Source organism: Alteromonas sp. AWQ4_252, from assembly GCF_056158205.1.
The window spans coordinates 1887220-1906149 of the sequence record NZ_JBSWSV010000001.1; the positions used below are offsets into that span (position 1 = coordinate 1887220).

Sequence of the window (18930 nt, forward strand, 5' to 3'; positions counted from 1 at the left end):
GAGCAGGTATATGATACACAGAATATGGCTTGTTGCCGCTTTTTATTTGCTTTGCCATTTTGCTACAGAAGCGCAGGAGGTGAATCAGGCCATGGGCTCGTACCAACTTGGCGTGGGTGACAAAATTCTTATCAGTGTTTTCGGCCAAAGTGAACTATCCATGGAAACCCGCCTGCCCGATGTTGGCAAAATCAACTACCCCTTTCTTGGAGAACTAAAACTGGTGGGGCTGACACTGTCTGAGGTTGAGCACTTACTTTATACGGGCCTAGCAGGCGATTACCTGGTAAACCCTTCAGTGGCTGTGTCTATTGTCGAATACCGGCCTTTTTTTATTGACGGTGAAGTGAAGCGTCCCGGGGGATATCCGTATCAGCCAGGGTTAACAGTAAACAAAGCGGCTGCGCTGGCTGGAGGTTACACCGAGCGGGCCTCACGCTCTGATATTACCATTGTCAGAGAAAGCAAGCGGCAAACTGAAACACTGGAAGTGCCGGTAACCCACCGTATTCAGCCTGGCGATATCATCACTATCCCCCAACGCTTCTTCTGATAAATAAGGAATTCCGATGTCATCACATAAGTTGGATCCCATGAAGTCGGGTATCCTTGACGACGAAACTATCGATTTTGCCCACTACTGGCAAATATTAAAACGCTACCTCGGTCGAATTATCATCCTGGCCACGCTTTTCACTGTTTTGGTGACGCTAGTCGTGATGAAGTTGACACCCGTTTATTCTGCAACCGCCAGTTTGCTCATCGAGTCTTCTGCGGCTAACGTAATGTCTATTGAAGAGGTGTATAAATCTGATACATCGCGCAAAGATTACATGCGTACCCAGTTTCAGATCCTGCAATCCCGACAGGTTGCATCACGTGCGGTCGACGAATTGGATTTGTCCAACAACCCGGTGTTCATGCCTACGGGGAATAAATCTGTTTCGATAGTCACGCAGGCCAAAAAATGGGTACTTACTAATCTGTCAATGGGAAGCGAAGCCGAAAAACCATCGTTGGGTGACGAGCAAAAGGCTGAAAAGCGCAGGCAGGCAGCGATTAATAAATTGATGAAAGCTGTATCGGTATCACTGGTAGACAACACCCAGGTTATTACCATTACAGCGGTCAGCGAATCCCCCGAACTGGCAGCAGCTATTGCTACGACAATGGGTGATGTTTACGTTGAAAACTACCTTCAGGCAAAGGTTGAGATGACTACCAAAGCAACATCTTTTCTCACCGAGAGCATGGATAGTTTACGGGATAAATTAACCAAGGCGGAAGCTGATCTATCAGCGTTTTATGAAGAAAATGAATTGGTTAATTTATCTAATGGTGTGGTAGGACTGGCGGCCGAGGCATTGGAGCAGCGCAGTGAGCAGCTATTGGAAGCCGAGACCACGCTAAAACAAAACCGTACAATTTATCAACAGACCCAGCAAAACGGTGCTGATTACAATGCACTAGCCAGATTACCGGAGGTGCTTAATCACCCTAGTATTCAGAGCGTACGGCGTCAGGAAGCACAGGCCATGAGTCGGGTATCTGAACTTAGTAAAGTTTTTGGACCAAAGCATCCGAAAATGATAGCTGCGAATGCTGAATTGTCGTCAGTTCGTGAGACATTGCAACAGCAAATTCGCGATCTGATCTCTAGTATTACCACTCAGTACCGTGCTTCTCAAGAACGTGTTGCAACCTTGCAGGCCGACGTGGCTAAAACCAAGGCGGAATACCGCACTCTGTCGACATTAGAAAATCAGCGCCGCAGCTTACAGCGAGAAGTGGATATTAACCAACAATTGTACAATTCAATGTTTACCCGCTTGAAAGAAACCAGTGAAATGGGCGGTTTTGAGTCGGCAAATGCCAGAGTACTGGACCCGGCTACGGTGCCTAATAATCCCACTTCTCCCAATAAAACCATGCTTATTGCCGCTGCTTTTGTCGTAAGTTTTGGTTTTGGCGTGTTGCTGGCATTTTTCCTCGAGGCACTGAATAGTGGTGTTCGCTCCATTGATGATGTGGAGAAGAAACTTGGACAGCGCATGCTCGGCATCATTCCAAGTGTTCCGGTAAAACGCAAAACCGCACTTTCGTTGCGCGCGTTTTTCGACAACCAGCATCATCAGTTCAGTGAGGCGGTAAGAACGTTGCGAACGAGTTTGTCCCTGATGAATCTCAATCGCGATCACAAGGCTATATTGGTGACATCGTCGGTGCCAAAAGAAGGAAAAACGACAGTTTCGATTAATCTTTCATTCGCGCTGGGACAACTGGATAAAACCATATTGATAGATGCTGACTTAAGGCGACCCACCGTGGGTAAGCGGTTTAATGTGCCAAATTATCAGCCGGGATTGTCAAACCTAATCATGCAAACCCACAATGCCGACGAGTGCGTGGTACACGACGAGCAGTCCGGTATTGATTTGATATGTGCAGGCAGTATTCCGTCAAACCCTCAGGAACTGTTAGCCGGAGACGGTTTTAACAAACTCATTGAATCGCTAAAACAAGAGTACAAATACGTGGTTATTGATACTGCACCTACTCAGGCAGTTTCTGACGCTATGGTCGTTTCGAAAACCTGCGACTCAGTGCTGTACGTCGTGAAAGCTGACAGTACCAGCGAAAAAGTGATCAACAACGGCCTGGGACGATTCCTCCAGGTGGGACATCGCGTGGACGGTGTGGTGTTAAATCAGGTCGATTTGAAAAAATCAGATGTATCCGCCCGCTATGGGGGGTTTTACGATCAGTACGGTTACAGCGCGTCCTAGTCAGTGCCAAGTGAACAAACTAACTAAAACAACACGTTTTGCCAGTAGTGTAGTGCTTACGCTGTTCAAAACGTGTTGGTTTGGTGGTCGTATTAGTGGTTAAGGATATTGGCTTTAAACCAGGTCCAAATTCCCAACGAAAAGTTCTCGAACAAATTAATGCCCAGCGCCGACTTAATCAAATACAACACCAACAAACCAAACAAGGTGCTGAAGGTGACAAAAAGTGCAAACATCATTGCCAGGGTGGCCCGACTTATTTGCTGTTCCAGCCTTGATAGTTCCCGTCGGTTTCTACCCGCCAGCACAACAAAATAGATACTGGAACGCCAGATATTGATTGTGCCCCGTACATCGACTTTGTGCCGGGCCCAGCTCCTTCCACCAAGTGCTTTGTTGATAGCAATAAGTTGTGCTTCGCTAAAAGATGCTGCTGTTTCGGGAGACATTTTGCTCAGCAGACGTTCTATCGCCTGTGATTCATAAACTGGATGGCGCTCTTCACTCACGGTGGTTCTCTTCACTGATATCTTCAGCCGTTAATCATAACTCATCAACGACATATTTCACGCTTCTAAACGCTTCTTTTGAAGATGAGGCTCACTGTAGCAAACCTGCTACACATCCCTGAACGTTTACTTTAAACCTAGACGAAAGTTTAAATTCTTGACTCAAAAAACGAACTCTTAAGAATTTTTTCAGAATTTAAATTTCCACGTTGAGTTTTGATTTTTACATTTATTTACAATTGGTTAAGTGGTTTTTCTGGAGCATCTATGTCTGCTTTTTCCTTGTGTAGGTTCAGTTTTACTGGTCCACCTTTACAGTTGGCACATTTGATGAATACAGAGGTAATAAGGTAGGTAAATCCCGTGCTGAACTCGCAGATTTACTACAGGCCAGTCTACGAGGAATATCCATGAATCAGGCTAACACTGCAATTGCTTTTATCATTAACTCCCTTGAAGGGGGTGGTGCTGAACGTGTTATGTGTAAGCTTTTATCCATCATGGAAAAGGATTTTGCGGCACTTAATCTCGATGTTCATCTCATTTTACTTGATGATTTGCCCCAGGCACATTCTCCCCCTTCCTATGTTCGCAAGCACGTACTAGATACAAAAGGAAGCCTGCACAACGGCTATAGTGCGCTTAAAACTGTGTTACGAGCGATAAAGCCAACTCTGTGCGTTAGCTTCCTAACCAGGTCAAACCTGCTAAATGTTGCCACCGGTAAAAAACTGGGACACCGGGCTATTATCAGTGAAAGGGTGAATACCAGTAGTCATTTATCTGGTGGCATAAAAGACATTATATCCAAATGTTTAGTGCGAATGACTTATCCATCTGCCCATGCAGTCATAGCGGTTTCAGAAGGAGTAAAGGCAGATTTGGTGGACAACTTCGGCGTACCACAAAATCGTATAAGCACCATTTACAACCCTTACAATGTAAAAACCATAACAACCATGGCAAGTGAGCAGGTAGACGATTTGCCCGCTAATCCTTACGTGATTGCCACTGGGCGATTGGTTCAGAATAAGAACTTTTCACTATTGCTTGAGTCATTGGCTGCTTCTCAATTAACACATGATTTAGTGATCCTTGGTCAGGGAGAAGAACGGGAAGTCCTGGAAGACAAAGCTCAAGACTTAGGTATTGCACATCGGGTGCATTTTCTGGGATTCAAAAATAACCCGTATCCTTACCTATTCCACAGCGATTTTTTTGTCTCAACCTCTAATGCAGAGGGTTTTCCCAATGCAATAGCCGAAGCTATGTGTCTGGGTAAAGCGGTAATCGCGACAAACTGTGAATCCGGGCCAGCTGAAATACTCACCGGTGAGTACCCGTATTCTGTAAAGGGTTTTAAAGCGGAAGCGTTTGGTTGTATTTGCGAGGTGAATAATGTTCAGGGTGTGACAGATGCACTGAATTTTTTCTCAGATGATGATCGCGTTCAGAATTACGCCAAACGCAGCAAAGAACGGGCAAGTGCCTTTAGCAATAAGCTGTTTAAACAGCGCTTTCATGAAGTGTTAGGACTTACTAACAAAACGAGGATTCCAGACCATGTTTCTGTTAGTTAAAGCTGTATTCGCTTTGTTGAGCGGATGGTTGGTTTGTCAGGCCGTCAGGAAAAACTGCAATAAATATCTCGCGTTTGTGTTGATTGCAGTTTGGTTGCGTTTTTTCCTGTCGGCTTTTCATCAATTCACTTATACACCAATGGTTGCTGGCTTCTCGATTAATGCTTTAGCGTCCATAGGCATTGCGCTTTCAGGCTTACTACTTCTGCCGCCTCGGGTTTTTCAGTTGCGCGTTCTTGTGCCGTTATATGGTTTTTTTGCAGTCATTTTAATCAGTGGTCTGGTAAATGGCAGTGTAAGCGGTTTGATCAACGTCATGGTGAAATGGGTGTTTTTCCTTTCAGTGACTTGCGCCATGTTTATGGCTATTCGCAAGACAGACAAAGATTTTGCATTAAAGAAATTACTGGTGGCCTTCTTCTTACCCGTATCGCTTGCCATTATGTCAATCTTACTGGGTGAGGTGAAAGCTACTGAAGCGGATGGCTCGGTCAGTTACATCGGCGGCTACAATCACGAAGCGGCGTTTTCGATGATTATCGCAGCGTTTATTCTTGTGGTTGGCTTGTTATCCCCTGGGTATATACGCTTCCGTGGCCCGTTGTTCGTTCTCGGTTGCGTGTTGTTGATCCTGGTGAACTACAGAACGTCAGTGCTGGCTATTCTGCCGATTGTCGCTTTATTTGCCTACACCACTGCTGCTGCCAGAGTACCTGTTCGTCATCAAGGGGTGTTTGTCGTTTCAGCGATTTTTACTTTTAGCGTGCTGTTTCTCGTAGCGTTTTACTCAATGCAAGCACGCTTTGCAGATGTGACTGTCTTTTTGACCAGTCTTGATGAGCTGATCAAAGCTCCCTTTTACTACTCAGATGCCCAGCGGGACATATTTTCTGCCCGGGTCTATTTATGGAGCATGTACATTTATGATTACGTCAACGGCTCATTGATACACCAAATCATTGGCTGGGGTCCTGAATCCTGGGCCGGTGTGTTTCCTAAATACGCACACAACACCTACGTCTCTTATCTTTACGAGTATGGCCTTGTGGGCCTGCTCGCTTTCCTGTTCGCTGCACTTAGTTTGTTGAAGCATGCGTTCAGAAATAAGAACAAGCAATTTTCCCTCATGCTTTGTTCTTCCATGGTGGGGTTCCTCATTATGAATTTCGCCACAATGCCTCTTTGGAATATCGAGGGGCTGATTCTTTTCGCCATATTAATTGGCAACGCCATCGGACCGGTGAAACTTCCGCGCAACGACTGGTTTGCTTCGCCTGCCTTTGCGTCTCGTTTGGCTAACTGATCTTTCTCAGTACTCACTGAGATATTGGAGAATATTATGAAATTATGTGCCGTTGGATTAAGAGGAATTCCTGATGTAATGGGTGGGATAGAATCTCATTGTCAGCAACTTTATCCGCGGTTGGTCAAGTCAGGCATGGATGTCACAGTGATCTGCCGCTCGCCCTATGTAGATACTTCCCGTGACGAATATGAAGGTGTTAAGCTTCGCTCTGTGTGGACCGTAAAACACAAATTTGTCGAAACCTTTTTGCATACGTTTTTGGCCATTTTCTACGCCCGTTTTGTGGTGAAACCTGATGTTTTGCACATTCATGGCATTGGCCCGGCTTTGTTTACTCCGCTGGCCAAATTGTTGGGTATGCAAGTGATGGTGACACACCACGGTGCAGATTACGACCGCCAGAAGTGGAATCAATTTGCTAAGAAAGTACTCATGTTCGGTGAGAACATGGCGGTGAAATTTTCTGACCGCGCCATCGTAGTGGGGCAGTCACTAACCCGTAGTTTAAGACAGCGCTTTACTGGCAAGGCTAACCGCATTGTATTTGTGCCAAATGGCGCTAAAACCGATATGAACACACAAATGTCTGCTGAAGCCATGCCTAAGGATCTCGATATCCAGCCTGGTAAGTATGTACTTACTGTGGGTCGGCTTGTTCCTGAAAAAGGGTTTCACGATTTGGTCGAAGCTCATAAGAAGGCGAATACAGACCTTAAGTTAGTCATCGTAGGCGGTGCAGATCACGAAGATGACTATTCAAAAAACCTAAAAAAAGAAGCGTCTGATAATATTATCTTTGCCGGACGTCGTCAGGGCACGGAACTCGTCGCACTGTACAAGTTTGCGAGAGTGTTCGTCTTACCTTCATATCATGAAGGGCTGCCTATAGTGGCATTAGAAGCTATCAGTGCGGGAACTGAAGTACTGATGAGTAATATTACACCTAACACCGATATCGGGTTACCTGCAGACTCATATTTTACAGTGGGAGACACAGACGCGCTTGCCGGTAAACTGACTCACGTTGACAGTTTAGCGCTGGCTATTAACAAAGAGGCGTTCTTGAGCACCTTCAACTGGGATGCAATTTCTGACGACACTTATACCATTGCAAACAATCTGGCTATGGGAACACCGATCCAACCGGCATCGGCAGGTTAATGACTAAGATTCCAATGAAATCAAGGTTGTACCTATATCCGTTTGAGCACAGTAATGGAGTAATAACACGCCTCAAAGAGACGTTTGGAGATTTGGGTTATGAATTGCACCCTTTCAAACGTCTTTTTCGGCCGTCGCACCTTTTCTCCCGCAATGAAAACTGGTTGGTTTTAAATTGGTACGAGGATCAACCTTTCAGAAAAGGAATGAGCACATTCAAAAGAATCGGCTTTGTCACAGCGTTTGTGCTCACGTTACTGTCCCTTCCTTTGTTCAGCAATAAGGTAGTGTGGGTTAGGCATAACTATAAGCCCCACAATATTTCATCAAAATCAACGATGTATCGAAGTGTTCTCTGGTTGCTTGAACTGGTTGCGAGCAGAGTGGTAACCCTGGAAATGACGGCTGACATCGACAGTAGTGTAGTCAAGCACCCGCTGTATTTTCACGATAGGGATATTAAACAATCCCAACATATAACGAGTCATACCCAACGGAACACCGAGTTTTTGTATTTTGGTTCGATTAAACCGTATAAGCGTTTGGACAAATTACTCTCTGTATGGCCGGTGGGCAAAGCGCTGCGCATTATGGGGAATTGCGCAGATGCGCAGTATGCAAAGTTACTTTATCAATTGATAGAACGACGAGGTTTGCAAGTGGATTGGAATAACGAATTTGTTCAGGATGAAACCCTCGAAGGGGCGGTCTCAGATTCCCGTTTTGTCATCATGGCTCACGATGACAACGCTATGATTTCATCAGGCACTTTTTATATGGCAATTAGTATGGGGGCTAACGTACTATGCTTTGACTCTGCGTTTGCCAGAATGAAGGCCAGAGAATTTCCCTTTGTTAAAATTATCAATGCGGAAAATCTGGCTGAACAATTATCTGCCCTGGAATATGTGCACCCTGATACAGTTCTAAATCAAGCTATTGCTCGTTATGGCGAAGACGCCATTCGTGAATCCTGGCGAGTGGTACTCACCCCTTAAATCTCCTCATTATATCGACACATCAGTTTTCTTATCTTGTGGTGTATTGGCTATCCGTAGGGAAGCCAATACGAGCAGAACGAAACAGGATAGAAAAACCGGTTACGGCTGAGTTGTCATTACCAGGCACTTACCTGTTCGTAAATGGCCATATCGATGTGACTGATTGCAGTAATTCGTTCCATAAATTCCTTGTTTCCGGTGATCAGTGCAGAAGCCCCTTGGTTCGGGCTTGCATTTTTATTGCCCATGCGCAAAGTGGAATTAAAACGCTGGTTAAAGTCAGCTTCCCATTTTGTCATCTTGTCCAGTGTTCCGATAACAGAAAACCGACGCAAATTTGCAACAGAACGGGCAACGGCTTCCTCGGGATCCGCCAGTAGTTCACTCACATTTTGTATACCAGAAAAGTATCTCGCATATGTTAGCGCTGAATGTAGGGCTGTATCTGAATCGAGGTAAGTCTCTATTCCCCGGTCATCTTTTTGCCATTCTGACGTTTTAAAACGGTTGTAAACATACTCAGAAATAAAACGGTCAACGGGGTTTCTAAGAACGGTTAAAAAGTGCCAGTCTTTGTAAAACTCACTGACTACTGCCGGCCTGGCCACGCAGTGTCCGGTTGTGAATAGCTGGCTGGGGGTACTGAGTTGAAATATTAACTGCGCTTCTCTCGCTGTCATCATGTCAATGCCGAGGAGCGATTCACAATGTCGGCTGCCCGGGAGTGAAATATGTCCTGTGTAGCGGGTGGCTTTGAGGTATGCAGGGTAGACGGCGCGATATATCGCGTTGGATAAAGACACGCCGGCGCACTTGGGCACATGACAGAAAAATATTCTCGGAAAGCGTTTCAAATAGTTTTCCAATGACCCTTTCAACATTTCTTGCATGATTCTTGCTCCACTCTCTCCAGGTTCGGGTAATCTTCAAAGATAACCCGATTGAACTAAATTTCTTGTTAACTCACAGGGTTCCCGATGAGCATCAAATTCAGTGTTGTGATTACAACGTTTAACCGACCAGCAGAACTCAAAGAGGCACTTGATGGTGTTTACGCACAAATTGAACTGCCGCTGGAAGTGATTGTTGTCAATGATGCATCTTCCTTGCCATATGAAGAGGTTATAAGCGGTTTTTCTGATAAGCCTGGCTTTCACTATCACTATCTCAATGAATCGTCGGGGGCTAATAAAGCCAGAAATATCGGTGTTGATAAAGCTCTGGGTGATGTGATTGCATTTCTCGACGATGATGACATCTGGTTACCGGATTACCTGTTGGAGCATAAAAAAGCCTATGAAAACGGCGCTGATGCTGTGGTGAGTGGTTATCAGAATTTGGGTAAAGAAGATGAAGTGTATGTGCAACCTTCTGAGCGGGTTGAGTTATCCATCCTTCGCACTGGCAATCATTACTGCGGAATGAGCGGGTTTAGCATTCGCAAGCACATTGCGCGTAAAGAACGCTTTGATGAATCTCTGCCAAATGGTCAGGACTGGGATATGTACGTTCGTCTCCATCAACAAGGTTATGAGCTTAAAAACATACCCAAGTCTATCTTTCTCTATCGGTTTATGAATATGGATGGCATTGGCGCAAAAGTGGCGAAAATGACGCCGGAAGAAGCCGTTATCAGGTTGCGATCAGCGGATAAGCACAAACAGTTTCTCGGTGAAGAAAACTATCGTAAACGGGTGGCGGCGCAGTTGTTGGTATACCTTCCCCAAAAGCGACAGAAGCTTAAGTGGGTACTTACTTCAATACGCTTGGCTGGTATGCGTATCACCTTTGTGCACATCATTTCAGTGACCGCAAAAAAGCTACGCCAACGTGTTGGCGGACAGAAAAAAAGTGTCGTTGTGGTTTAAAAAGGAGAGGGCAATGCAACTCTATGAAGATCAATTCTCCAGTGAATACGACTATCCACATCAAACCGAAACCCGTAAAACACTGGTTATTGCTTCTACGGTGCGATCAGGTAGTCACATGCTTGGCCATGTTTTAAAACAAACAGATGCCTTTGGCTTTCCCCTTGAGTATGCGAATAAGCACAATTTGAGCGAGTGGAAGAAGCGCTTTAATCGTCGTTCATTGCCAGGCGTTCTCGAAGATTTAATGGCGAAGCGCACATCGCCTAATGGCGTATTCGGTATAAAAGTGCATTACAGTCATATTGAGCGGTTTGGCGGTTTTGCTGCTCTGTGTGAACTGCTTCCCAACCCTTATTTTGTATTACTGACCCGCGAAGATGTCATGGCACAAGCTGTCTCTTTAGCTATAGCAAAACAAACAGGCAGCTGGATATCCGGTCAGGGAAGTGAGTGCGCACAACCGGAATACCGGTTCAAGGATATTGACGATGGCCTGCGTCGTGTCTGCATGGAAAATGCGTCATGGCAATACACTCTGGCGGCATCAGGTAGTCGTTTTATGCAATTAAATTTTTCTGATGTAAAAGCGAACACTCCAAACGCTGTGCTTAGAATAGCCGATTTCATGGGCGTCAATGTTGACGCTAACAAAATACCGCCTGTCCCTGTGACGACAAGACAGAGTAGCGAGGTGAACGCTCAGTGGCTGGCCCGTTTTCAACAGGAATTTAGTCGCGATAGTGAGCTATTGCGATATAACCCGGAAAGTATGTGGCACAAGCTGTCGAAAAAACTGTCTTGATAAATAACTGGGTGTGGTATTCCACTTAGTCGTGTTGCCGTGCAGAAAAAGTCGTCAGGCGAAACGAAAACGAAGTATGAAAAGGAAAATGAGACATGTTGAATCAATGGGCAGAAAAACGGGTACTTGATGAGGAGAAAAAGCGGGTATTCTGGTGGCAGTCAAAGTACGACCCACGTCCGAACATCGGTGATTATGTTGCCTATGATTTGGTTCAACGTATGCTTGCCATGAAAGGCAAGCGAATTGTTGATAAACGCGATGCTGGGAAAAAGCTGGTAAGTGTGGGCTCTGTGCTGCACTTCGCCCGAAACGGCGACGCTTTGTGGGGAACAGGGTATAACAAAAAAATGGGTGACAGTGTGATCAAGTTTGACACTCTGGATGTGCGTGCGGTGAGAGGGCCACTAACCCGTGATTATTTGCTCAAGCGAGGTATCGCGGTACCAGAGGTTTATGGCGATCCAGCCTTGTTGTTGCCTTATTTTTATAAAAAAGAACTGTTGCAAAAAACTGATAAAAAACCGTTTATTATTATCAATCACATGAATGATGACATGGCCCAGTATTCGGGCTATGAACAACATCTGGTATCGCCAATGCAATATCCCGGGTCTTTTATCGAAGCAATTGTAAACAGTGAACGTGTTATCTCAAGTAGCTTGCACGGTGTTATCATTGCTGAGGCTTACGGGGTTCCTGCTGTATTTTATGACTCAAATAGCGGTGAATCCATGTTTAAGTACGAAGATTACTATCAGGGAACAGGTAGACAAGCCATTCCGCGGACAGACAATATCGAACGGGGGATCACCATGAACCTGCCAACGCCACCAGACTTTACCCATCTTACCCATGAGCTCTATCACGCCTTTCCCTTTGATCTTTGGTAGTGTGAAAATAGCGATTCTCAAAGTTGAATCACATCATCATGTTGGCTATGCTCCAAGCAATCAATGTGTAGCAAGGAACTTTTGTGTGTGAACTGCTTGGTATGAGTGCCAATACCCCCACTGACTTGTGTTTCAGTTTCACTGGGCTAACCCGCCGCGGCGGAGAAACGGGGCCCCATAAAGACGGCTGGGGTGTGGCATTTTACGAAGGAAAGGGAGTGCGACTTTTTCACGACCCCGAGCCCTGTGCCACGTCGCAAATTGCCGAGTTCGTGGGCAAGTTGCCCATTAAAAGTAAAACCGCTATTTGCCACATTCGGCAAGCCAACGTCGGTAATATCAACCTTTCTAATACTCACCCTTTTACCCGTGAGTTGTGGGGGCGTTGCTGGGTATTCGCGCACAATGGACAGATCCCCGGTTTTACAAGTTCCCACGGTATGTATGAACCAATCGGCGATACTGACAGCGAAGAGCTGTTTTGTGATTTGATGAATCAAATCCGGGAAACACTGCCACGGGACGCCATGCCACAACAATTGGCTGACTTTTTAGTTTCACTTAGTCAGGGTTATGCACAGCAAGGGGTTTTTAATTGCCTGTTGAGTAACGGCGATTGGCTGTTTACGTTCTGTAGCACCAAGCTGGCGAGTATCACCCGTCGCGCGCCTTTTGGTCCGGCGTGTTTAAAAGATGTGGAGGTGGAAATTGACTTTGCTGCCGAAACAACACCCAAAGATGTGGTTAGTATTGTTGCCACAGAACCACTCACCCATGACGAAGAGTGGGATATTTACGAGCGCGGAGAGTGGAAACTATGGCAACTCGGGGAAGTGATTGCCAGTGGCAAAGTGGACGTTCCCGTCCACAAAAGCGAAGCTGCCATGGTAAGCCCGGCTAATATGCCTGTAGACTGTAATTAAGCAAGAATACAGCGCACAGTAAGCATATAAGACTTATTCAGTGTGGTGCGTCTTATTTCACCTTTGTGCGAATTCCACCATGAGTAAGCCTGTACCCCAATTCAGCCGCGAATTCAAACGCATGTACGGAAACTCTCCAAAACAATGGAGCCAGAAATTTGAGCGAAATATGACACTAGGAAGTTTTCTTTTTGTTTTTAAACTCTCTCATCACAGCAAAGGTTTGACGACGAAAAAACAGCAGCAATATGCCACCATAGAGCAGCGCACCAAGGGCAACGAGCAAGGGTAAAACCACAAACGGGTTGTCAGTACCAATTACACCACTGCGCTCAGTGAGCAATACCGCAACAAACATCACAATGCCACTTAAGGTAAACATCCAGGTTTCGGCCAGCACATCTTTGACGCTAATGTTAAGCGCTTTTTTTACTATGGCGAATTTTATGAATAACGTGACGTAGTTGGCCACAACCAGCGCACTGATAACAGCAAATAGTCCCCACGGCACCGCGGCGAGAGGTAGCAGAAAGTTAAACCCGAGGTTGACTAGGTTAAGCTTAAACGCCGAGTTGGGTAAGCCTCTGGCAATGAGAAGGCTGGGCAAATAGTAAGCCATCACGTTGCAGGGGGTTTGAATGGCCAAAATAGATAGTAAATAGGCGCTGTCTACCCATTTGTCGCCAAATACCACGTCGATGAATGGATGGGCCACGGCGCCAACGCCAAAATACACGGGGGTGACAAACAAAGCTGTCATACTTACCACCCGGGCAAATGTTTTGGGTAGGGTGTGGTTATCGACCCTGGACAGTCCAGCCAATGCGATCCTGTTCAGAGGCTGTAAGGTGAGATTATTTAAAACTGAAAATCCTTGGCGGGCTACCGATGTGTATGCAAACGTACTCGCGCCCAGAAAGGCGGCAATAATAATGTTTGATGTACGCTGGGAAAAAAAGTTGAGAAAAGACATACCAATTAGTGGCTTGGCAAACTGTAAAATTTCCGGAAGGTGGTGACGACCCCGACTTTTCCGGGGCCGAAATGAAGAGCCATACCAGGTGAGTATTGTAGCCACAGCTGCCTGTACGATTTTGCCGTAGATTATCGCCCACGCTCCAAACCCTGTCAGTGCAGTTGTCACAGATACTACGCCACCAAGCAGAACGCTGATGGTGTCATAGGCCGCTAGTCGCTTGTTGGCAAAGTCCCGTTCCATTTTTGCTTTCGGTACTAAACGCAGGCCGTTGGTGAGAGGAATAATGGCTAACGCTGCGATGAGTTGTGCAGCGAACTCAGAATAGGTAAACCAGGCAATGGGCACTGCAATAGTAAACATGAGCAAGGTAATAGCCAGTGATACACCTATCAAAAACCAGAACGAGGCATTGGCAAACTCAGAATCCCATTGCTTTCGTTGAATAAGGTTTTGAGACACGCCGACAGTGACAAATACATTGCAAAAATCCACAACCATCAGGCAAATGGCTACCAGACCAAATTCCTCAACCCCAAGGATCCTTGCCATAATGGCGTACACAACAAAGTTAACAAGCTGTGCAGCGCCGTTTGCAGACAAATTAAAAAACGCGCCTTTTAGGGATTTTACTTTCAGCGACATGGCAGGAACGTCCTTGTTTGGCATTTTACATACACAGGTTGTTTTACTCAGTAATACCGATAACAGTTTGCTTTCTGTCTTCTGTCGTACGAGAGAAGTTGTTGATGTGAGTGCTCTCACGGTTAGGGAGCAGAACTGATTTACCTTTTACGAATAGCGCTTGTGCAATTTGTTTATTCAACTTTGGTTCATTAAATTCGTACTCTGTCAGTATATCACTCTCGATTTTAGGCTTCTCTAAGGACAAGTTATACAAATAGTTTTGGTTAAATTGAGAACCGGGGAAGCTCTCGGGATCAAAGATATTAAACCCAACCATATGGTTATTCTTTCTGGTGATCACCACATTGTTTTGTGCATGCGTCCAAAACGTGTCATCGGAACGAAATCGCGAGGCGGTGAGACCGTTTCGGTTAACCGTGATGAGGTTATGGAAAATCACGCTCTTACCCACAGGACCAGTCATCAGACCGCCCATTTTTATAGATGCCCACTGTTTACCTTTTTCATCACCGAGATCATGAATGTAGTTGTTGAACACGAACGATGGCCCCACGCGAACCGGTGTTACGCTAACCCCTGAGTAAGTGTTGGAAATATCATTGTTATACACAAGTACATTTTGCTGACCACCATCAATTTCGATGGCATCATCGTTTGCGTAAGCCAGCACGTTGTTATAAATCGCGGAATCACGAACGAAGCCGCCCAGTGATTCAGCGTTTTTTCTGCCTTCAATAATGTCGTTGAACCTGTGTGACGTCGAACCTGAAAAATGGTTGTTCCGCAAGATTATCTGCCCTTTGAATGCCGGGTTTGGGTGATTAGCGTGGGCAAGAAAGGCGTTGGGGCCTTTAGGATGGCCATGGGACCAATCATTTGCCTTAGCATTAGGGCTGTGGACATGACAATTTTCTACCGTTATCACGCCTGATTGGCGAAAATAGATAGCAGAGTCGTAGTTAATTGGCTTAGCGTCTGTTTTTTCGAATGCTATTCCGTTTCTGATAATGTTCGCAGAGCGCCCCCAGTCAGAAATATCACACTTGTTTAGCCAGATATGGTGAGCCTTCTCACCATAGATACCATGCACGCGAGCGCCTTCAATTTTCACATCTTCGAAGTAAATATAACTGTTGTCTCCAACATAAACGCCATATTTATCGTCTTTCCCTGGCCGTATGACAGTGTCGTCATTGCCGACGATTTTTGCGTACCCTTTTGCAGAGCCTTCAATATCCAAGGCTTCAAGATCTAAAGTACCGCCATCGTAAATATCAGACAACTGATAAACCTTATTGGTGTCTATGGGTGGAGAGTCTGGCCTGGTTTGAAAGTGGGTTATGACTTCCCGCACCTGATTGTTGTCTTCGGACACGGTGATCTTTAATTCATAGCGAGTATCGGGCTTAAGGAACACTAGTGGCCCCGTTAGCACGCCTTTTACCGGCTCCCACTCTAAGTCACGGCCAGACTGCCATTTCTCACTACCGGTTTCACGGTAGTGCAGTGCTCCACTGGCGTGGTGAGACACTTTGCCTAAGGTTACACTGGCTGATTCAATCAGGGGCTGGATAAATACGCCGTTTTCGTCTGCTTCCGGGTAGGTTGCTACTGTGAGTACACCTTTGGTGTGTGCCCATTTTTTTACTAACGTGGCTCGCAGAGCTGAGTTGCTGAGCAAAGAGTGATAGATCTGGCTCCGCTGCAGTGGAAATAAATCCATAGCAACATCCACTATTCGCGCCATTTCATCTACTGAATGTTCGTTTTTAACCAGCGCGATGACAGCGTCTGAAAGGGGCATGCCTGACTCCATAAGCAAAAGCAATTTGGCTCCATGGGAAGTATCGTGATTGGATATGGAAGACAATAGTGTAGCGAAGCGTGGGTTTTCCTTAGCGTTGTCTATAATTTTCTGTGCGTCTGACAAAGTAGGTGTAGTGTGCCTTTGCATTTTACTAAGAATATAGCCTCCTGGTTGACCAGGGAGGTATCCGGGATGGTTTTTTGAGACAGCTTCAGAGCAGCCGACAAGCAGACTGAATAACACTGGTATCAGCATTAACCGGGAACGATATAAAAAGCGGTAAGGACAATAGTTCGCCATGCAAGGTACTCCAACTCGCAGAACTGATGAGATTGTCTGAGCTCTGTTAGCAAGTCTGATACCAACCACTGACAAAATGTGCGAAAGGTCTCTGAGCTATGTGTTAAAGGGCCACTGAAGCGATACTCAGTAGCGCTTCAAGTCGGTTAGGGCAGGTTTACAGTTCAGTTGTAGTTACAGATGTTGCATAAGACAGACAGCTAAACCACAAAGTAATAAATGGAGAAAAAGTGACAACTACACCCGCCTAACACAAAAAGGTGCCAGATAGCATGAGTAAAGGGTTTTGACTTAGCAACGTAAAATATCACGCCCACACTGAATAATAACCCCCCTGCGAATAGCAACCACAATCCGGCTCCTGGTAGCGCTACATACAATGGGTAAATCATCCCCAATGCTATCCAACCCATTAACAGGTAAGTGGCCACAGAGACTTTGGGAAACCGATGTTGGGCAATTAGCTTGAAGGCTACGCCTGCCAAAGCAAGAGCCCAAATGACGGCGGTCATCGTAATACCGAGTAAACCTCCTATACTGACCAGCATCAATGGTGTGTAGGTACCTGCAATAAGTAAATAAATGGCGCTGTGATCAAATAATTTTAGTAGCCCTTTGGCCTTGGTATGGCTAATGGCATGATAAAGGGTAGAGCTAAGAAACATAAGAATGAGCGTCGCACCATAGACTGCAGCGGCGGTGACTGCCAAGGGGTGCTCAGCGCGAAGTAACAGAAATATCAGGCCAACGATGGCGGCTACAAATCCAATTCCGTGACTTACGCTATTTAACCACTCTTCCACGGCACTGTAAGCGCGGTTATATAATTTTGGTGTGACACGCGTTTTGTTGTTATTGGTCATGGCGGTCTCCTGCTTGATTTTTCCTAGTGTAATTTTTCAGCGTACACTTGTACACCTTTATTGCTGCAAGAAAGTAAAAGTAATGCAGCACGACGCCAAAATGTACTTTTTTAGTAATCCTTAATAAATTCAGAAGTAAAAATACAATCGATTCATCAGTCTTTTTTTATATTTTTTACTATCCTTAGAGTAGAGAACTATCTCTCTTGGTAAATAAATCTATACGGCCATTGCCGCGCATTCAGTTGGGTATCTACGAGTAATGAAAAAGCTGTGCTTTCTTATAATGGTGGTAAATGTCATTTCGGTTTATAGCGCTTCAGCTGAGCAGCAAAGCCTGAAAGTGAGTGGATTCGGTACATTAGCAACGGCAACCGCAGATTCCAGCACTTATCAATATCGAAACGATCGCTCTCAAGCGGCAATTGCAAAGAAAGGTGGCTTTGCACTTAAGCCGTTAAGTTTAATCGGTGTTCAAGTCGATTATAGTGTTTCTAATAAATTGGACTTTGTTGGTCAGTTTGTTTATCGGGAGCAAGACAGGCAAAACCTGGATTCAATAACCCAAATGGCCTTTTTTAGATATGACGTTACACCTTCATGGCAAGTGAGGGGGGGGCGTTTAGCAGCCGATTTATTTCACTTCAGTGATACCAGGGATATTTCTATCGCTTACCCTTGGGTGAAGGTGCCAACTGAGGTGTATGGGATCGTTCCAGCCAGAAGTTTCGATGGCGCGGATGTAAGCTATCTTCGTCGTTATCACGACTTCAATCTGACAGTAAAAGGTTTTTGGGGCAGTGGAGAAAGCGACTTTACCAGTAACGATTACAGCCCAATTAAATTCAAAGACTTGCGTTCTCTTGGCATAGAGTTGTCTGCATTCGACTGGAGCGTGGCGTTAAAGCACACCCAAACGGAAGCTGAGAATGACAATGCCGACTCCGCTTTTGTTGCAACGTCAGTGGCGCAATTACAACCGCTATGGAGTGGTGCCAGCGACTTCGCTGACACCTTGAGGTTGCGCAACGCGACTATTCGCTATAGCTCACTTTATTTTGATCGTAATTTTGGTGATTGGGAGCTATCAGGTGAACTGGCCCATATTGATTCAGAATCTATCGGGTTAAGAGAAGCTTTAAACGGCTTTTTTAACGTCAGCTACCTTTATGGTGCCCATACTTTCTACGGGCTGTATTCGTTCGCGAGCTCCGATAACTATTTTCTTAGTCAGGAAAATCCTGAATTCCCGATCAATGAAAGCACTGCTATGTTAGCGACCTATATTGAAGAAATTGGCAGTACGCTGGCCCATAACCAGCAATCATTGTCGGTAGGCTGGCGATGGGATTTACAGGAAAACCTGGCTTTCAAAGTGCAACTTGAGCGAACTGATATCGAAGCCCGTGGTGGTGGCTTAAGAGCCCGTGATGGTTTCGTGGTATTTGGTGAAGATGGCGTTGCCCATACGTTATTTTTAGCTCTGAGCTTCAGTTTTTAAGAG

16 protein-coding genes and 1 pseudogene are annotated in these 18930 nt (G+C 45.5%); 11 read left to right on the forward strand and 6 right to left on the reverse strand.

Going from position 1 to position 18930, the window contains the following annotated elements; translation table 11 throughout:
* Nucleotides 1-10 precede the first annotated feature (10 nt).
* Both ACXACM_RS08465 and ACXACM_RS08470 read left to right on the forward strand, forming a co-directional pair.
* Nucleotides 11-553, forward strand: coding sequence for a polysaccharide biosynthesis/export family protein (locus tag ACXACM_RS08465; RefSeq protein ID WP_474821066.1), 543 nt, complete (start codon nucleotides 11-13; stop codon nucleotides 551-553).
* A gap of 16 nt (nucleotides 554-569) precedes the next feature.
* On the forward strand, nucleotides 570-2786 hold the full coding sequence (locus tag ACXACM_RS08470) for a GumC family protein (RefSeq protein ID WP_474821067.1): 2217 nt from the start codon (nucleotides 570-572) through the stop codon (nucleotides 2784-2786).
* A gap of 92 nt (nucleotides 2787-2878) precedes the next feature.
* On the opposite strand, the gene ACXACM_RS08475 is transcribed toward ACXACM_RS08470, so the two are convergent.
* Nucleotides 2879-3310, reverse strand: coding sequence for a 3-phosphoshikimate 1-carboxyvinyltransferase (locus ACXACM_RS08475; protein WP_474821068.1), 432 nt, complete (start codon nucleotides 3308-3310; stop codon nucleotides 2879-2881).
* Nucleotides 3311-3705: 395 nt separating this feature from the next.
* Between ACXACM_RS08475 and ACXACM_RS08480 the strand changes: the two genes are divergently transcribed.
* The 4 genes from ACXACM_RS08480 (at nucleotide 3706) to ACXACM_RS08495 (ending at nucleotide 8340) form a co-directional block, all read left to right on the forward strand.
* Complete coding sequence (locus tag ACXACM_RS08480) at nucleotides 3706-4875, forward strand: glycosyltransferase (protein WP_474821070.1); 1170 nt, start codon at nucleotides 3706-3708, stop codon at nucleotides 4873-4875.
* Nucleotides 4859-6178 carry an O-antigen ligase family protein gene (locus ACXACM_RS08485; RefSeq protein ID WP_474821072.1) on the forward strand — a complete coding sequence of 440 codons (1320 nt, stop codon included), beginning with the start codon at nucleotides 4859-4861 and terminating at the stop codon, nucleotides 6176-6178. Before ACXACM_RS08480 ends, ACXACM_RS08485 begins: the two co-directional genes overlap by 17 nt.
* A gap of 36 nt (nucleotides 6179-6214) precedes the next feature.
* Entirely contained in the window at nucleotides 6215-7342 is a 1128-nt protein-coding gene (locus ACXACM_RS08490) for a glycosyltransferase family 4 protein (protein ID WP_474821073.1), read from the forward strand.
* A gap of 206 nt (nucleotides 7343-7548) precedes the next feature.
* On the forward strand, nucleotides 7549-8340 hold the full coding sequence (locus ACXACM_RS08495; protein WP_474821074.1) for a glycosyltransferase family protein: 792 nt from the start codon (nucleotides 7549-7551) through the stop codon (nucleotides 8338-8340).
* 119 nt (nucleotides 8341-8459) lie between these two features.
* Here the strand turns inward: ACXACM_RS08495 and ACXACM_RS08500 are convergent, their stop codons facing one another.
* Complete coding sequence (locus ACXACM_RS08500; protein ID WP_474821076.1) at nucleotides 8460-9233, reverse strand: sulfotransferase family 2 domain-containing protein; 774 nt, start codon at nucleotides 9231-9233, stop codon at nucleotides 8460-8462.
* Nucleotides 9234-9320: 87 nt separating this feature from the next.
* Here ACXACM_RS08500 and ACXACM_RS08505 point away from each other — a divergent pair, with 87 nt between their 5' ends.
* From ACXACM_RS08505 to ACXACM_RS08520, 4 genes are all read left to right on the forward strand, one after another.
* Nucleotides 9321-10211, forward strand: coding sequence for a glycosyltransferase family 2 protein (locus ACXACM_RS08505; protein ID WP_474821077.1), 891 nt, complete (start codon nucleotides 9321-9323; stop codon nucleotides 10209-10211).
* A 13-nt stretch (nucleotides 10212-10224) separates the two neighbouring features.
* Nucleotides 10225-11016, forward strand: a complete 792-nt coding sequence (locus ACXACM_RS08510) for a Stf0 family sulfotransferase (protein WP_474821078.1) — start codon at nucleotides 10225-10227, stop codon at nucleotides 11014-11016.
* Nucleotides 11017-11111: 95 nt separating this feature from the next.
* The gene (locus tag ACXACM_RS08515; RefSeq protein WP_474821080.1) at nucleotides 11112-11909 is read left to right on the forward strand and encodes a polysaccharide pyruvyl transferase family protein; all 798 of its coding nucleotides are present in this window, start codon (nucleotides 11112-11114) and stop codon (nucleotides 11907-11909) included.
* A gap of 83 nt (nucleotides 11910-11992) precedes the next feature.
* Entirely contained in the window at nucleotides 11993-12832 is an 840-nt protein-coding gene (locus ACXACM_RS08520; RefSeq protein WP_474821081.1) for a class II glutamine amidotransferase, read from the forward strand.
* On the opposite strand, the pseudogene ACXACM_RS08525 reads toward ACXACM_RS08520, so the two are convergent.
* The 4 genes and pseudogenes from ACXACM_RS08525 to trhA all read right to left on the reverse strand — a co-directional run.
* Nucleotides 12829-12921 (reverse strand): annotated as a pseudogene (locus ACXACM_RS08525) (fibrobacter succinogenes major paralogous domain-containing protein); the annotation flags it as partial. The gene ACXACM_RS08520 and the pseudogene ACXACM_RS08525 overlap by 4 nt on opposite strands.
* Nucleotides 12922-13007: 86 nt before the next feature.
* Complete coding sequence (locus tag ACXACM_RS08530) at nucleotides 13008-14453, reverse strand: lipopolysaccharide biosynthesis protein (protein ID WP_474821083.1); 1446 nt, start codon at nucleotides 14451-14453, stop codon at nucleotides 13008-13010.
* A 43-nt stretch (nucleotides 14454-14496) separates the two neighbouring features.
* Nucleotides 14497-16563, reverse strand: a complete 2067-nt coding sequence (locus ACXACM_RS08535; protein WP_474821084.1) for a right-handed parallel beta-helix repeat-containing protein — start codon at nucleotides 16561-16563, stop codon at nucleotides 14497-14499.
* A gap of 200 nt (nucleotides 16564-16763) precedes the next feature.
* Nucleotides 16764-17426 (reverse strand): PAQR family membrane homeostasis protein TrhA, encoded by a 663-nt coding sequence (gene trhA / locus ACXACM_RS08540; RefSeq protein ID WP_474821086.1) that lies wholly within the window; start codon nucleotides 17424-17426, stop codon nucleotides 16764-16766.
* Nucleotides 17427-17688: 262 nt separating this feature from the next.
* Between trhA and ACXACM_RS08545 the strand changes: the two genes are divergently transcribed.
* The gene (locus ACXACM_RS08545; protein WP_474821087.1) at nucleotides 17689-18927 is read left to right on the forward strand and encodes a hypothetical protein; all 1239 of its coding nucleotides are present in this window, start codon (nucleotides 17689-17691) and stop codon (nucleotides 18925-18927) included.
* Nucleotides 18928-18930 lie beyond the last annotated feature (3 nt).

Bases quoted from the DNA above. Each gene is read 5' to 3' on its own strand.
- ACXACM_RS08465 (WP_474821066.1), top strand. From the start codon at position 11: ATGATACACAGAATATGGCTTGTTGCCGCTTTTTATTTGCTTTGCCAT.
- ACXACM_RS08470 (WP_474821067.1), top strand. From the start codon at position 570: ATGTCATCACATAAGTTGGATCCCATGAAGTCGGGTATCCTTGACGAC.
- ACXACM_RS08480 (WP_474821070.1), top strand. From the start codon at position 3,706: ATGAATCAGGCTAACACTGCAATTGCTTTTATCATTAACTCCCTTGAA.
- ACXACM_RS08485 (WP_474821072.1), top strand. From the start codon at position 4,859: ATGTTTCTGTTAGTTAAAGCTGTATTCGCTTTGTTGAGCGGATGGTTG.
- ACXACM_RS08490 (WP_474821073.1), top strand. From the start codon at position 6,215: ATGAAATTATGTGCCGTTGGATTAAGAGGAATTCCTGATGTAATGGGT.
- ACXACM_RS08495 (WP_474821074.1), top strand. From the start codon at position 7,549: ATGAGCACATTCAAAAGAATCGGCTTTGTCACAGCGTTTGTGCTCACG.
- ACXACM_RS08500 (WP_474821076.1), bottom strand. From the start codon at position 9,233: ATGCAAGAAATGTTGAAAGGGTCATTGGAAAACTATTTGAAACGCTTT.
- ACXACM_RS08505 (WP_474821077.1), top strand. From the start codon at position 9,321: ATGAGCATCAAATTCAGTGTTGTGATTACAACGTTTAACCGACCAGCA.
- ACXACM_RS08510 (WP_474821078.1), top strand. From the start codon at position 10,225: ATGCAACTCTATGAAGATCAATTCTCCAGTGAATACGACTATCCACAT.
- ACXACM_RS08515 (WP_474821080.1), top strand. From the start codon at position 11,112: ATGTTGAATCAATGGGCAGAAAAACGGGTACTTGATGAGGAGAAAAAG.
- ACXACM_RS08530 (WP_474821083.1), bottom strand. From the start codon at position 14,453: ATGTCGCTGAAAGTAAAATCCCTAAAAGGCGCGTTTTTTAATTTGTCT.
- ACXACM_RS08535 (WP_474821084.1), bottom strand. From the start codon at position 16,563: ATGGCGAACTATTGTCCTTACCGCTTTTTATATCGTTCCCGGTTAATG.
- trhA (WP_474821086.1), bottom strand. From the start codon at position 17,426: ATGACCAATAACAACAAAACGCGTGTCACACCAAAATTATATAACCGC.
- ACXACM_RS08545 (WP_474821087.1), top strand. From the start codon at position 17,689: ATGAAAAAGCTGTGCTTTCTTATAATGGTGGTAAATGTCATTTCGGTT.